Source organism: Bernardetia sp. ABR2-2B, from assembly GCF_037126435.1.
In the GTDB taxonomy this organism is placed as follows: Bacteria; Bacteroidota; Bacteroidia; order Cytophagales; family Bernardetiaceae; genus Bernardetia.
Window position 1 is genome coordinate 1,726,066 of the sequence record NZ_CP147020.1, and the last position, 15,117, is coordinate 1,741,182.

Annotated in this window: 12 protein-coding genes; 5 read left to right on the plus strand and 7 right to left on the minus strand. The window is 31.5% G+C overall.

The window, feature by feature from the left end:
- Positions 1-20 precede the first annotated feature (20 nt).
- Both WAF17_RS07195 and WAF17_RS07200 read left to right on the plus strand, forming a co-directional pair.
- A complete protein-coding gene (locus tag WAF17_RS07195) occupies positions 21-1,370 on the plus strand; it encodes a hypothetical protein (protein ID WP_338768158.1) in 1,350 nt (449 codons plus the stop codon).
- A gap of 38 nt (positions 1,371-1,408) precedes the next feature.
- Positions 1,409-1,864: a hypothetical protein gene (locus WAF17_RS07200; RefSeq protein WP_338768160.1), complete on the plus strand. Its 456-nt coding sequence runs from the start codon at positions 1,409-1,411 to the stop codon at positions 1,862-1,864.
- Positions 1,865-1,917: 53 nt separating this feature from the next.
- Here the strand turns inward: WAF17_RS07200 and WAF17_RS07205 are convergent, their stop codons facing one another.
- The 3 genes from WAF17_RS07205 to WAF17_RS07215 all read right to left on the minus strand — a co-directional run bounded on the left by WAF17_RS07205 (position 1,918) and on the right by WAF17_RS07215 (position 4,349).
- Entirely contained in the window at positions 1,918-3,000 is a 1,083-nt protein-coding gene (locus WAF17_RS07205; protein WP_338768162.1) for a hypothetical protein, read from the minus strand.
- A 56-nt stretch (positions 3,001-3,056) separates the two neighbouring features.
- Positions 3,057-3,551: a DinB family protein gene (locus tag WAF17_RS07210; RefSeq protein ID WP_338768164.1), complete on the minus strand. Its 495-nt coding sequence runs from the start codon at positions 3,549-3,551 to the stop codon at positions 3,057-3,059.
- Positions 3,552-3,818: 267 nt separating this feature from the next.
- Positions 3,819-4,349 carry a YceI family protein gene (locus WAF17_RS07215; protein ID WP_338768166.1) on the minus strand — a complete coding sequence of 177 codons (531 nt, stop codon included), beginning with the start codon at positions 4,347-4,349 and terminating at the stop codon, positions 3,819-3,821.
- A gap of 333 nt (positions 4,350-4,682) precedes the next feature.
- Here WAF17_RS07215 and WAF17_RS07220 point away from each other — a divergent pair, with 333 nt between their 5' ends.
- The gene (locus tag WAF17_RS07220; protein WP_338768167.1) at positions 4,683-5,036 is read left to right on the plus strand and encodes a translation initiation factor; all 354 of its coding nucleotides are present in this window, start codon (positions 4,683-4,685) and stop codon (positions 5,034-5,036) included.
- Positions 5,037-5,097: 61 nt separating this feature from the next.
- Here WAF17_RS07220 and WAF17_RS07225 read toward each other — a convergent pair whose 3' ends face one another.
- From WAF17_RS07225 to WAF17_RS07235, 3 genes are all read right to left on the minus strand, one after another.
- On the minus strand, positions 5,098-6,660 hold the full coding sequence (locus WAF17_RS07225; protein WP_338768168.1) for an aldehyde dehydrogenase family protein: 1,563 nt from the start codon (positions 6,658-6,660) through the stop codon (positions 5,098-5,100).
- Positions 6,661-6,729: 69 nt separating this feature from the next.
- Entirely contained in the window at positions 6,730-7,287 is a 558-nt protein-coding gene (locus WAF17_RS07230; RefSeq protein WP_338768170.1) for a hypothetical protein, read from the minus strand.
- A 70-nt stretch (positions 7,288-7,357) separates the two neighbouring features.
- On the minus strand, positions 7,358-8,938 hold the full coding sequence (locus WAF17_RS07235; protein ID WP_338768172.1) for a hypothetical protein: 1,581 nt from the start codon (positions 8,936-8,938) through the stop codon (positions 7,358-7,360).
- 228 nt (positions 8,939-9,166) lie between these two features.
- Between WAF17_RS07235 and WAF17_RS07240 the strand changes: the two genes are divergently transcribed.
- Both WAF17_RS07240 and WAF17_RS07245 read left to right on the plus strand, forming a co-directional pair.
- Positions 9,167-10,090, plus strand: coding sequence for a DUF58 domain-containing protein (locus tag WAF17_RS07240; protein ID WP_338770159.1), 924 nt, complete (start codon positions 9,167-9,169; stop codon positions 10,088-10,090).
- 371 nt (positions 10,091-10,461) lie between these two features.
- On the plus strand, positions 10,462-14,184 hold the full coding sequence (locus tag WAF17_RS07245) for a SpoIIE family protein phosphatase (RefSeq protein ID WP_338768174.1): 3,723 nt from the start codon (positions 10,462-10,464) through the stop codon (positions 14,182-14,184).
- 96 nt (positions 14,185-14,280) lie between these two features.
- On the opposite strand, the gene WAF17_RS07250 is transcribed toward WAF17_RS07245, so the two are convergent.
- Positions 14,281-14,991: a response regulator transcription factor gene (locus tag WAF17_RS07250; RefSeq protein WP_338768176.1), complete on the minus strand. Its 711-nt coding sequence runs from the start codon at positions 14,989-14,991 to the stop codon at positions 14,281-14,283.
- Positions 14,992-15,117: the final 126 nt, after the last annotated feature.

Consider the following 15,117-nt stretch of genomic DNA (forward strand, 5'->3'; position numbering starts at 1 on the left):
TCCTATCTAAAAATATACCTTTGGTTTCTGAATTTAATGCTCGCAAACTTTCCCTTGTTGCGAATCGCATTCAGATTTTTTATTTAGACGAAGAAGGGATTATACGAAATACGTGTCAAGCTATTTGGAAAATTAATCAAGAACAAGATATTATTTTTTTTGAAGTATTTGAAACTTTCAAAGCACACAAAGAAGCTATTGATTTTCTATTTAAGAATGTAAATAAGGAAGAAAAAAGTCTGTCTATTACTAATCAAGAAATTATTTTTGAAGAAGAAACCTTTTTTGTAGATGCTTTATTTACAATCAAGAAAAGTATAGAAAAAAATGCTGTTCCTTATTTAGAATGTTTGCTTGAAGACAAAACTGATTATTATATCTCATTAAAGAATGCAGAAGAAAATAATAAACTAAAAGAAATTGAATTTTTGAATGAAAAATGGCAACTAACTAAAGATGCCGAACTTTCAGAGGTAACACATCAACAAGAATTAGCTACGCTTGATGAACAGTTGCGAGTAGATTGGACAAACTTGTTAGCTAACGACCTAAAAAAAATTACTACTCAAAACTTTATTCAGAATTGTAGTGATACTATTCCAACAAATTTTCGTTACCTAACTGATTTATCAAATTCATTTGAAAAAATAAGTGGAATTTGTCTTTTCCCTCAAAAAATTGAACCTTTTCTTTCCACTACATTTTCTTATTTGGGAGAAAACATAGTTCATCAAAAACTAATTCATAACCTAGTAGAACTTGCAGGAGGAAAGTTTGTTGAAAGCACATTACACCAAGATTCAGAATTTGATTTTATCTTTATAGAACAAAATTTTATTAAAAAAGAAATAAAAAATAAAAAACAGTCTTGTTTGCTTGTCGAACCTAGTTTTTTGGAAAAAAAACAGCATTTGATAAACAATGAAACAAATTTATTAATTTATCCTTTGTATCCTTTTCAGATTTGGCAACAACTACTGTCCTTTACAAACACCAATACTATGAGCTACCACGAAAAAATTGACCTTTCTCAAATCTATGAAATTGTAGATAATGAGCCAATTCTTGTTCAGAATATGCTTCAAATTTTGGATAAAAACCTAAGAGAATATCCAGCACAGCTTCAACAGGAATTTAATAATGGAGAGCTAGATACGCTTCGCCAAACGGTTCATAAATTCAAATCTTGTACGGCTTACACAGGCTTAACACAATTTAATACCACACTTTCAGAGATAGAAGCAAGTCAGGAAAACGGCTGGACAATTGCACAGATTAAAGATAAATTAGATTTTGTTTTACAAGCCATTCCTGTTATTAAAGTACAGGTAGAAGAAAAGTTGAGTGACTTGGAGAAGGAAATTTCTTAGTGTTTTCTAATTATCAGAGAATCTATATCAAAATAATTATGATAGGAAGGTGGACTATTTTTCCGTTTATAACACTAATTTTGATTCTATTGCTATTATTTTCTTGTAGTAAATCAATAGAAGATGATGATGAAACGAAGTGTATTTATTCTTTCTCTAAGGAAGGGGCAATGAGTGTAGGTATTTTTGAAGTAAAAGAAGATAATACTTTCAGATATTGGTTTAGAGGATTTGGAAACTCTAAGAATACAGAAGGAAGATGGTATTATAGAGGTAATACCATAATTTTGCATAAATACAGAGATAGCACAACTACTTATGGAAAGATTTTTTTGAAGTCTGGTACTATCCCCTATTTTAGTTTAACAGGAACAGATACTTTGTCTTTAAATGATTCAAACTTGCAAGATGGTTTGAAATATCATAACCCACCAAAAGATACTTTTTACAAAGTGAAAAGAAAAAAAGCAAATATGAAAATCAAGAAAAAATAGAGCAATAAATATTTATCTTATTGTTGTCTCCACCGACGACATACCAACCAATTTTAAAAAAACGTCTTCTTAAACTCATCACTTATCATCTTAAAAACCCCTCTAAAAGAAGCATAAGCAGTTCCGTCTTTTTTATTCTGTTTACTAATCACTTGAATAATTTTCATGTGCCAAAAAATATCCTTGTAAGCTTTCAAGATAGGCGTTTTTGGGTCATAAATATGAGCGGGTTCGGAAGCGACACCATTTACTTCCATTATTTTTATTCCCTTTCCTTGTTTAAAATCCTTTACAGAAGGCACTTTTATATCAAACCTTCCATAATAATAATTCTCTAAAGGATTCATTATTTCATCAAAAGCAGCTAAGTTTTCTTTTGTGATAAGATTATTTCCATCTAAAAATTTTGTTCCTCTACAATGATTACCGATGTGTTCTAAAACAACCTCTTCATTTGTGGGAATTGTTACACTCCATTCTTGAGCAAATTCCTTCTCTAGTCTTTTCTTTTGAAATCTTGCTCTATCAGAATCTTCAATAAGCTGGGCTAATGTTTTCTTTCCATCTCCTCTTACAGTCAAAAATTCTTTTTGTACAATAGAAGTGATAGCTGAATCTTTAAAATTTCTTAGTCTAAACTCTTTCTTTACTTTGCTTTTCAAATTATTTGGCAATCTGTAATATAGAACGCCTAATTCAATCGGTTCTTTCAGAAATTCTTGAATAATAAAATCAGACTTGTTTTCCTTCGTATATTCATTCAAATAATCTTGTAACTTTTCGAAAGAATTTATTTTTTCTACTCCTTTTCCACGCTCTCCAACTTCTGGCTTTATAATAAGGGGAAAATCAATTTCTTTTTTTTGAACTTCTGATTTTACAAACTCAAATTCAGAATCGTATTTGCAGTAAAGTGATTTAGGAAGATACTTTTCATCTAAAAGTTTGAGAATATCCTGTTTGGGTTGCCCTTTCATACCACTCAAAGGAACAGCAGGATTGACGGACGTAAAATACGCCATCGAACCCGAACGCAACGCTAAATATAAACCGTAAGGTAAAGTTGGTAAATAGAAAAACCACATAGACCAATATTCAAAATTGGTTAGTTTTATCCACCATAAAGGCTTTTTCATATCTATACAAACCGTCGTTGAGGCTCAAAATACAGCCATCGACAAGGATTTTATTTTTAATTGGTAATTATTTCTTGATGTTGGAGAGTTGCGTAAGCAACACCAAATTCATCAGCTATCTTAACATGTGGAAATTCATTTTTGACAGCAATCTTGATAATTGCAAAATGATGAATGGTATGTTCCAAAACATATAAAAGCTCTCTTTCTACGGTAGAAGCTAACTTTACTCTATCGTGTGGAAGTGTTGCAAAAAGCTCTAACTCTGTTTTTTTATCTAAATTCAGTAATATATTAGAGACAAAATTTGAAGTTTCTAGTGCTTTTTCCGTATAATTTTCTAATTCAAGATTTCGTTTTCGTGCATCATAATCTACTGATTTATTTTCTATTCCTGTAATAAGGCAGGTATAAAACTCTAAAATATGTCGAACGTGTTTTCCAATTGTATTTTGAGAAATAATTGGCAAGGCAGCAGAATATTCTGTATCTGAAAGTTGAGTAAGAAGTTCGTTGAGCTGCTTCAAAACAGCTATATTTGAGTGATTCATAAAAGATTTTTTTGAGTAAAAGCGTCGTTTTAATATCGTTTCCTAAATGTTTGTGTGATTCCTAAAAATTATACAGAAAGATAGTATAAACTGTGAGAAACCCTCTTCAAGCTCATTGATACAATCAAATCATTTGAAAAGGGTAATTGTATTTTTGTAAAAATACGGAATCTATAATAATTAATCGTGTTTTGCTCCCAAATCTACTAAAAATAGTATGCTAAACGAGCAAGTTCATAGAATAGATGATAGTTTGATCTATCAAGATTAATTTTTTACTTCTAAATCGATATATACTTTTACATCATCGGAAAGAATCCAGCTAGAACCTCCAACACCATAATCTCTTCTGTCTATTTCAAATGAGCCTTTTAGTTTGTAGCCTGTGGTTGTTTTGTCATAAGAAAAAGGAAATGAAACTGCTTTTGTTTTTCCTTTTAAAGTAAGATTAAAAGTGGCTTTATACTTTCCATCACTCACTTTTTCTATTTTTGTCGATTTCATTGAAATTTTTGGGTGTTTTTCTACTCCAAAATATTCCTCTTCTCTCAAATGATTGTCTCTCGTATTATTATCTGTATCAACTGTTTTAGATTCAACACTTACGTCAAATTTGCTACTTGCAAGGTCGTCAGGATTAAAATCTACTGTTCCTTGAAAGCCTTTAAAACTTCCATCAACGCCAATTCCTGCATTTTTGATTTTGAAAGTAACAGAAGAAATAATAGTTTGCTTTACTTCTGTATTGTTTGTTGTTTCTTTATAAGAAGAAGAGTTTGAAAATGTAAATCCGAACATGAAAAGAAGGATAATAGGGAGAAATAAAAAATGATTTTTCATAAATAATCTGAATTAAACTAAAAAAATGATTAAAAGTATTGTTTTGAATTATTTGAATTATCTAAAAAGCAAATGTTAGTTTGCCTTTTACATTCCCCTTATTAATTTTTGATAAACAAAATACCATTATTGTACCCAAAATACAACTTTAGCTTTATTTTTTAATAAAAACTCTTAAAAGATAGGTTTTTATTAAAAATAGATTTTCCAAAAAAAATTATAAATTGGTCTTGTGTAGTTTTAAATATACTATTTTTGTTAGATTAAAATATAAATTCAAAATCAATAATTATGGCAAGAGATAAAAAAAAGAAAAAAAGAATTTCAACAGATGGAAGTGGTGGTGGAATGGTATTTTCTACTAATCCAGATTTTGAGTTTCAAGAAGAACAAGAAATCGAAACGCTTCCCAATGAAGAGCAAAGACTTAAAGTAAGTCTAGACCGTAAACACCGAAAAGGTAAAAGCGTTGTTTTGATAGAAAACTTTGAAGGAAAAGAAGAAGATTTGAAATCTTTAGCAAAAGAAATCAAAAATCATTGTGGCGTTGGTGGTTCTGCTAAAGATGGAGAAATAGTTATTCAAGGCGAATTATTAGACAAAGTAAAATCCTTCCTCAAAGAGAAAGGATTTAAAGGAATGTAAAACAGACATCCTTGTCTGTTTATAATTTTTGGCACAGACAGGGATGTCTGTGCTACTTTACTTATATATCAAACTTGATTCCTTGAGCTAAAGGAAGTTCTGTTCCATAATTAATGGTATTTGTCTGACGGCGCATATATACTTTCCAAGCATCAGAACCTGATTCACGTCCTCCACCTGTATCTTTTTCGCCACCAAAAGCACCACCAATTTCTGCACCTGATGTTCCGATATTTACGTTAGCGATTCCACAATCAGAACCCCAATGTGCTAAAAATCCTTCTGCCTCAAGCATATTTTTAGTAAAAATAGCAGAAGAAAGTCCTTGACGAACATCATTTTGCATAGCAACTGCATTTTCTACATCGCCAGAATATTTCAATAAATATAAAATTGGTGCAAACGTTTCTTCCTGTACCATTTTGTATTCATTTTTGGCTTCTACGATTGCAGGTTTTACATACGTTCCAGAAGAATATTTTTCGCCTTCCAAAACCTCGCCACCACAGATAAGTTTTCCACCTTCTGCTTGAACTTCTTTAAGTGCATTCTCAAAACCTTTAACAGCATCTTTGTCGATAAGTGGTCCTACTAAAGTGTCTTTATCTAATGGATTTCCGATAGGAAGGTTTTTGTAAGCATTAATCAAACGTTCCTTAATCGTATCATAAACAGAATCATGCAAAATCAAACGACGAGTAGAGGTACAACGCTGTCCACACGTTCCGACAGAACCAAAAATGATAGCACGAATTGCCATTTCTAAATCGGCTTCTGGCGTAACAATAATTGCATTGTTTCCACCTAACTCCAATAAAGAACGACCCAAACGCTGTCCTACTGTTGCACCAACTGATTTACCCATACGAGTAGAACCTGTTGCAGAAACCAAAGGCAAACGCTCATCTTCTGCCATTGCCTTTCCGATAGTTGCATCTCCAATAATTACAGAGAAAATACCTTCTGGAACATCGTTTTCTTTCAAAACATCTGTAATGATATTCTGACAAGCCAAAGCCGTAAAAGGAGTTTTTTCAGATGGTTTCCACACAGAAGCATCACCACAAGTAGCAGCCAACATCGAATTCCAAGCCCAAACAGCTACTGGAAAATTAAATGCTGAAATAATTCCAACTACACCAAGTGGGTGATATTGGTCATACATACGGTGTTTTGGACGCTCAGAGTGCATTGTGAAGCCGTGAAGTTGGCGAGAAAGTCCAACAGCAAAATCACAAATATCAATCATTTCTTGAACCTCGCCCAAGCCTTCTTGATAAATTTTACCCATTTCGTAGCTTACCAATTTACCTAAATTATCTTTGTGCTTACGAAGAGCCTCACCTATTTGACGAACAATTTCTCCACGTTGAGGAGCAGGAAGAGTACGCCATTTTTTGAATCCTTCTTGCGCCGTTTTAATTACTGTATCGTAATCTTCTTTTGTTGCCATATCTACTGATGCGATAAGTTTTCCATCAGCAGGAGAATATATTTTTCTAGTTTCTCTATTTGAGCCAGTAGAAGCCCATTTTAAGCCTGTCGAATAACAAGTATTATGTTCTTTTATTCCTAATTCGTTCAATACATTTTGTATTGCCGAGGTTTCTGTCATTGTTGCCATAGTGTGTGTTTATTATTTGATTAATTCTAACTTTCTACAAAGAAACAAAAACCATTTTTGATTTAGAAATTACAGCTCACTTTCTGTCAAAACATTATATTTTCTCATCGTCATTTCATCAAAAAAAACACTAACATGGTCAGCCATATAGGGAGTTATATTCTCACTTATCTCAACAGCCGAGACCCAAATACTTTTATTATTTTCAAATTGTAATTTGATAGTTTCAGGATAATGTTTTTTATCTCCATTAATAGAACAATTAACCCAAATACTTTCTATTGAAATAATTTTTTGTCCTAATAACTCTTTCCATTTTGAATTTGTAATGAGGTGCTTTTTGATGTTGCTGTTTTTAGCAAATTCTTGTTCAATTTTACCTTTTACAAACTTTAAATCATACTGAATAAAAACTTTATCCCATATAAAATAATAGGTTTGACTATCATTTGTCTTAATTTCAAGACCATAATCTAAAGAATGATGATCGACTTTATTCCAATATGGATTGTTACAATCGATTTCATAGCCAATTTCATAATAATTGACAGACATAATTGATTTTCCAATTAACTCCTTAATAGGATTTTCATAATGCTCTATTTGAAGTGGTAATACTTTTGTCATCTTATTTCAAATTTTGATAAAAAATACTGTATCAAGTAAAGAAACAAAAACCATTTTTGATTTAGAAATTTCACTTTTCTTTCTGTTCCAATAAAAACAAAGGACGAATACGAGAAGGATTATAATTATGATTTGTCATTCGTTCTATCAATAATGTATCATTTTCGTTTTTAGCAGACACAATCATTTTTCGATAATCTATTTCTTTGAGCAAAAAATAATTTAAACCCAAACGTTTTACTTTATTTTCATTTTTCAAATCATTTCCCAAGTTATCTTTCAAATAATACTCAAATTCTTCTTTTCTGATATGTGTAGCCAAACGATACAAATTTTCATCTGAAATCTCCTCTTTTAATGCAGGTTCTGGCAGCCAAGGCAAAGCATCAATTTTAGTTCTGAAAGTAAAATATTCAGCAAACGATTTGTGTAAAATCAATAATTTAACTTTTGATTCTAATCTATTACTTTGTTTTTCAAAATTATCTGTTATAACTTTATAGGTTTGATTTGTTGGGTCGTGAAGAGTTGGGGTATAAGATTGTGAAGAGAAGAACGAAAAGATAATCAAAAATAAAGTAGCACAGACTTCCAGTCTGTGAAGAAAAATAGTAGTATAATTTAATTTATTAAACAGGCAAGATGCTTGTTCTACCAAAATAGGAATTATAAGCAACCACAAAACACCAAAAAGCATAAAAAAACGAAAACTAACTCCTTCTAAATCCCATTTGAAGACAGGCAAAAGAAGTAACGAAAGTGTAATTACAGTTACTTTGTGAAATAGAGTTATTTTATTTTTATCAAAAAGAAGTATGACTAAAGAAAAAAGCACTACAAAGAATGAAATTATAATTTCAGTTCTCCAAAAAATAGAAATTCGTTCATTTCCAAAACTCTCCCAAAAATGATAAGGCACAAATGAAAATCCACCCAAAGCATCGTGTATTCTTCTCCATTGCGACCAATATTCTGTCAAATCAACTTTCAAAAAACTTATCAGAATCAAACCACAAATTCCTACAAAAATCAGTTTTAATTGATTTACTTTCGCAAAAAAATAAATACAAATCCAAAGAAGAGCAATAAAAAAAGTGAGTTTGTGAGAAAAATAATTAAGGATTAAGATAAGAATTAAAATTGTAACTTGATAAATTAGATTACTTCGCTTTGATGAAAATTCTTTAGGAAAAACTAGCCAAAACAAAATTAAACTAACAACTCCCAACATATTTTTAGGATATTGAGATACAAAATAGGTCAGATGAGGACTACATAAAATTAAAACTCCTATAAGAAGAGCTATTTTTTTTGTAGAATACTTTTTTGTTAGAACAATTAGTAGAAACGTAAAAATACCCACTAACAAAGAGATGCCAATTTTATAAGAAATGACATAATCTTGAAAAATGAAATAAAAGAAAGTTAGAAAGTGGTAAATAATAGAAGCGTCGCCAGTATGAGCTTTTCCTGTTTCGAATAAAGATTGCATTTGCACCAAATAAAAATAACCATCCCAACCATTGGCAAAGTCAGTTTGAAAAAGTGCATACCCTCTCAAAAATGAACTTAATAAACTAATTAAGAGAATTGAAAGCAGGAAGTATAGATTTTTATGATTTTGATAATTTCTGTAAAAAGTAGATTTCATTAATTAATTTTAGATGGTGTTTGACAAAGCTATGAGTATTTTAAGATTACTAATAATATTGTTGAATCAAAAAGACTGCTCAACCTGCTGTTATTTGGTGTTTTAGCAAAGCAACACCAACAACCGAATATCCTAAAAAACCTTTTTTGAGATTTTTTATAAGTCATTTATTGAGTAAGTTGAATAAAGTTAGCAACTTGTTTGTATTTTTGATAAAACACAAAAAAAATTATGCAAGAATTAGATATACAAGCCATTCGCCAGTTCGGAAATATAGAGTTTTTGGCTCGTCAGGTAGTAGAAGGATTTATTTCAGGACTTCACAAATCGCCTTATCACGGTTTTTCAGTAGAATTTGCCGAACACCGTCTTTATAATACAGGAGAAAGCACTCGTCATATTGATTGGAAAGTCTATGCACGAACCGACAAACTTTTTGTAAAACGCTACGAAGAAGAGACTAATTTGAGGGCGCAACTTTTGATTGATGTTTCGCCTTCTATGTATTACCCTAGAGAAGGACAGTATGAAAATGGCAAAATTACTTTTTCTATTATGGCTGCTGCCTCTATCGCTTATATGCTTCAAAAACAGCGTGATGCTATTGGTGCAACCACTTTTTCGGATAAACTAGAACTTCAAACGCCTATAAAAGCGACCTCAAAACATATTCATACACTTTTTTTAGAGTTCCAAAGGTTATTAAATGTACCAGCTCCAAACAATAAAAAAACATCTACTGCAAAGGTTTTGCACGAAATAGCTGAGCGATTACACAAACGTTCTTTGGTTATTATTTTTAGTGATATGTTGGATAATATGAATGAAACAGATGAGCTTTTTGCAGCTCTTCAACACCTCAAGCATCGTCATCATGAGGTTTTGTTGTTTCATGTGAAAGACTCAAAAACAGAAACTGAGTTTGACTTTGAAGACCGTCCGTATATTTTTACAGACGTAGAAACAGGCGAAAAAATAAAACTTCAACCTGCTCAAGTTAGAGAATATTATCGTGAGCAAACTAAAGCAAAAGAACAGGCTCTAAAACTCAAAAGTGGACAGTATAAAATCGATTTTGTGGAGGTAGATATTCGTCAACCAATGAACAAAGTTTTGTTGCCTTATCTGATAAAACGAGCGAAAATGAAATAGAAAATTATTAAACCAGTTGAGTTAATTTTTAATTTAAAATTAGCTGTTCAGTTGCTGTTTTCTTGATTTACTTTCTTGCAAAACGCTTATACGAGAGAATGAAATAAAAAGTTTTGAAATAAAAGCTACTTTTTTTAGAAAAATTGATTATTTCGCTTAGTTTTTGTTATCTGAATGATTTAAAGGCTATCTTGTCGACTAATTCTACTTTTCACAGTTAGTTAAATAGCATTAGCAGTATTCCAAAATTATTTCATTCTAGTTGCATTCTTAGCACAATGAGTTCTACCATCTGTTTTTTTTATAATTTTTTCTCTATTCGTAATTTCTTTGCGTCATTTTTTTGTGCGTTTCTATTCTTTTTTGTTCTTGTGGATAAACTACAAGCACAAGCTATTCCGACAACAGAACATTATAGTATCTATGATTATCATGCCCACCCTCAAAACTGGTCTGTTGTTCAAGATGATATTGGTAGAATCTATGTAGCAAATACAAAAGGAATTTTGGAATATGATGGAAATAGCTGGACACTTATCGAATTACCTAATTTGGCAAGTGTAACAGCACTCACAAAAGGAAAAGATGGGAAAATTTATGTCGGAGCGACATCAGAAATAGGCTATTTAGATTCAGATTCAATAGGAAACAAAACTTACGTTTCTCTATTAGATAAAATGAATGAACAAGACAAAAAATTCTCTACAATTTGGAAAGCATTTTCTACTTCAGATGGTATTGTATTTCAGTCTTTTGAAAAGGTTTTTTGGTATAAAAACGAAAAAATTAAAGTTATTGCTCCTAATTCGGCTTTTCATTTAGCTTTTCAGATTAAAGGAAAAGACAATGAAAATAGTGAATTATTTGTTAGAGAATGGGGAAAGGGATTGCATAGCCTTACTTCAAAAGGCTTAGAGTTTATTGCAGGAAGTGAAATTTTTGCAGACGAAAAAATCTATTCTATTCTCCCTAAAAAAACAGCTCATTATTTTGTTGTAACCGAGCAGAAAGGAATTTATACTTATAATAAAAACACAGGTTTTTTACCTTTTCCTACTTCGGCAGATTCTCTTTTAAAATCAAGTCAAGTATATTGTGGAACTTCACTTGCTGATGGAAGCTATGCGCTAGGTACACGCCTAGCAGGAATTTTGATTTTTGATTCCAATTTTCAGTTTCTTTATAAAATATCTTCAAAAAATGGTTTGAAAGATGATAGAGTAGCCTATCTATATCAAGATTCTAATAAGCAACTTTGGGCTGCCCTTAGCAACGGAATCGCTTATATTGATGTTGCTTCGTCCTTCCGTTATTTTGATAAAAATACTGACATAAACAGAAATATTTTGAGTATTTCTCCTCCTTTCAATCAAAGTATTTATATCGGAACCGTACAAGGAATATTCAAATCAAATGCTGACAAAGCAGAAACAATAAAAGAATTTCAACTCTTGCCCTATTCAGAACGAGAAACTTGGAAGCTTGATGTATATAAAGATATACTTTTGGGAGCGCAAAACCCTGGTATTGCGTGGATAGGAGAACGAGGTGTAGAAGAGCTTCTAGCTGCCAGTAACCCATTTATTCAAGATTTTGCATTAGTGAAAAACGATACTTCTCACTTAATTGCAGCTTCTATTGAAGGTCTTTTACTTTTGAGGTGGCAAAACAATCATTGGATTTTTGTAGATAAAATTAAGGGTTTTTCAGGTGCAGCTACCAAAATCATTCAAGATGAGAACAACGACTTTTGGGTAAGTGATTATAACAGAGGAATTTTTAGACTTCAATTAGGTACAGACTTACTAACTGTTACACATTCTGAATTTTTTGGAGAGCTTAATGGACTTCCCAAAAATCAAGGAAATCATGTCTTTCAGCTTGATGAAAAAGCTATTTTTGGTACTTTAGAAGGAATTTATGGGTTTAGTGAAAATACATTTTCGCCACATCCTGTTTTTGAAAACTTGATAGAAAAAAGAGCCATTACCATTTTTGAGAAAGATAAAAAAGATAATCTGTGGATAGTAACTCAAAATGAACAAAATAAATTTAGTAGTTCTCAAACGCTACTTGTTCAACTCAAAAAAACAGATTCTACCTACCAAAGATATGATGCTCCTTTTTATAAAATAAAGCAAATCATTCAGGCAGTTCGTCCAGTTGATGAAAATCTAGTTTTGATTGGTACAAATGAAGGACTAATTTCGTACAACCCTCTTAATACGATTGCAGACAAACAGCCATTTTCTGCTTTTATTACGCAGATAGAGCATAGTGGTTCAAGAGATTCTTTACTTTTCTCTACTGATTTTATTCTTAATCAAGAAAATAATAAACAGAATAATTTGTCAGAAACTAAACCTGTAAAATTACCTTATGCACTTAATTCGCTACGTTTTAGTTTTGGAAGTTCATTTTTTGAGCAACGTAGTGAAGTCTATTATCAAACTAAATTAGAACCCTTAGACAAAGGCTTATCTAATTGGACAAACGATAACAACTGGTCATCTTGGACAACCGAAACACAAGATAAGTTTACCAATCTTTCAGAGGGAGACTATATGTTTCGTCTTAGAGCAAAAAATCTATATGGTGTAGAAAGCAAAGAAGTTACTTTCAGATTTACTATCAAAACGCCTTGGTTTAGACACCCTTTATTTTATCTTTTTATTGTTCTTGTTCTTGGGTTTTTAGTTCAATATGGAGTAAAAATTTACACCAAACGACTAAAATCTGAAAAAAACCTTTTAGAAAATACTGTTAGAGAGCGTACTGAAGATATGCGTCAAGCGTATTTTAATACTCGTGTTTTGAGTAAACTAGGACAGGAAATTACCTCTACTCGTTCGATTGATGAAATTACAGATATGATTTATCAACATGTCAGTAAATTAATGGATGCTTCTGTTTTTGCTATCGGTATTCATAATGAAGAAAATGAAACGCTAGAATTTCCTGTGGCAATAGAAAATGGCGAAAAACTACCTTTTCACTTCGAAAATTTGGATGATACAGGGCGTTTTGCTGTATGGTGTTTTTTAAATGAACAAGACCTTTTCATAAATGATAGTGAAGTGGATTATGAACTTTATATGTCGCATCGTCCAAAAACAACTGTTGGAAAAGCTGCTCCTTCACTTATTTATCTTCCTCTCAAAATCAAGAAAAAAGTAATTGGAGTAATTACAGTACAGAGTTTTGAGAAAAATGCCTATAATGATTACCATCTCAATTTATTACGTAGTTTGGCTGTTTATACAGGAATTGCGATTGAAAATGCAAACTCTTATCATCAAATTAATGAACAAAAAGATATTATTCAAGATAAAAACAAGCAGCTTATTTCAAGTATCAATTATGCAAAACGTATTCAGAATGCTATTCTTCCACCTTTAGAAACAATTCAAGAAGAGTTTGAAGATACTTTTGTTTTATTTTTGCCTCGTGATATTGTAAGTGGGGATTTTTATTATTTCAATAAAATAAATGGAAAATCTATCATTAGTGCTATCGATTGTACAGGTCATGGCGTTCCAGGGGCATTTATGTCTATGATAGGTTATGAGCTTTTGAATGAAATTATTTTAGCTAAACATATTACAAACCCTGCCAAAATATTAGATGCTCTGCATGAAGGAATTTCTAAGGGATTACGTCAAGAACAAACCTTTACACAAGATGGAATGGACATGACACTTTGTACGTGGGACGAAAAAACAAAGGTTTTGGAAGTGGCTGCTGCAAGAAATCAATTATATCTGTTCAATTCGGAAGATAAAGAGAGATTTTTTGAATTAGGAGCTGATAGGCAATCCATAGGAGGAAAAATGAATGAGGATTTTGAGTTCAAATCACATCAAGTTCAGATTCAAAAAAACGATACTATTTATTTACTTACCGATGGTTATCAAGACCAATTTGGAGGGCTGCAAGATAGAAAATACTTACGTCGTCGTTTGAGAGAGTTTTTACAAAACAACCAGCATCTTTCTATGACTCAACAGCGCAGAGCCTTACAGAGAGAACTCACAGAATGGAAAGGTAATGCTGAACAAGTAGATGATATTTTGATTATCGGCATTCGATTTTAATAGTATTCTAGTTTTCTTAAAAATCAAAAAGCCTTTTCAAATAAGTGAAAAGGCTTTCTTCTTTAAAAATATCTACTTTTTTCTACTTTCAGTAATTTATGAAATAGAACTCTCATCAAGCTCAACTAATTTGAAACCTGTGCCATGAACATTCAAAATTTTGAGATGAGCATCTGCACGAAGATATTTACGTAATTTTGTTACATAAACATCCATACTACGAGCATTGAAGTAATTATCATCGCCCCAAATTTCGTTTAAAGCTTTTGAACGCTCTAACGTTTGATTTTTATTTTCACAAAGCATACGTAAAAGTTCAGTTTCTTTCGAAGTGAGTTTTGTATCCTCTCCTTCATTATTTTTCAAAAGCTGTGCGTCATAATCAAAAAGAAGCTCACCAATATTGAATTTACGAAGTGCAGGAGAGCTATCTGTAACGATAGTACGACGCAAAATTGCCTGTACACGAAGAAGAAGCTCTTCCATCGAAAAAGGCTTTGTCATATAATCGTCTGCTCCAATTTGAAGTCCTTCAATACGGTCTTCCTTCATTCCTTTTGCTGTCAAGAATACAATAGGAGTATGCTTATCTATTTTTCTGATTTCTTTAGCTGCCGTAAAGCCATCTATATTTGGCATCATAACATCTAAGATACAAATATCAAAAACGTTATCTTCTTTAAAAAAGGCATCTAATGCTTCTTTTCCATCTCTGGCAAGTGTAACACCAAATCCTTTGATTTCTAAATACTCACTTAAAATTTGACCTAAATTGTGGTCGTCTTCGGCTAACAATATATTGTGCATAAATGTAATTTTAGGGTTTTAATGATATTGATTTAACATTTAAACGAGAGAAATGTTAAAATCGCTGCATTTTTAGTGTTAAAAATCCTTAGAAGTCATTTGAATGTTCTATAATAAGTGTGAATA

Excerpts from the sequence above, each read along its gene's own strand:
- WAF17_RS07225 (WP_338768168.1), bottom strand. The coding sequence starts at position 6,660 with ATGGCAACAATGACAGAAACCTCGGCAATACAAAATGTATTGAACGAA.
- WAF17_RS07250 (WP_338768176.1), bottom strand. The coding sequence starts at position 14,991 with ATGCACAATATATTGTTAGCCGAAGACGACCACAATTTAGGTCAAATT.
- WAF17_RS07205 (WP_338768162.1), bottom strand. The coding sequence starts at position 3,000 with ATGAAAAAGCCTTTATGGTGGATAAAACTAACCAATTTTGAATATTGG.
- WAF17_RS07215 (WP_338768166.1), bottom strand. The coding sequence starts at position 4,349 with ATGTTCGGATTTACATTTTCAAACTCTTCTTCTTATAAAGAAACAACA.
- WAF17_RS07200 (WP_338768160.1), top strand. The coding sequence starts at position 1,409 with ATGATAGGAAGGTGGACTATTTTTCCGTTTATAACACTAATTTTGATT.
- WAF17_RS07220 (WP_338768167.1), top strand. The coding sequence starts at position 4,683 with ATGGCAAGAGATAAAAAAAAGAAAAAAAGAATTTCAACAGATGGAAGT.
- WAF17_RS07235 (WP_338768172.1), bottom strand. The coding sequence starts at position 8,938 with ATGAAATCTACTTTTTACAGAAATTATCAAAATCATAAAAATCTATAC.
- WAF17_RS07230 (WP_338768170.1), bottom strand. The coding sequence starts at position 7,287 with ATGACAAAAGTATTACCACTTCAAATAGAGCATTATGAAAATCCTATT.
- WAF17_RS07210 (WP_338768164.1), bottom strand. The coding sequence starts at position 3,551 with ATGAATCACTCAAATATAGCTGTTTTGAAGCAGCTCAACGAACTTCTT.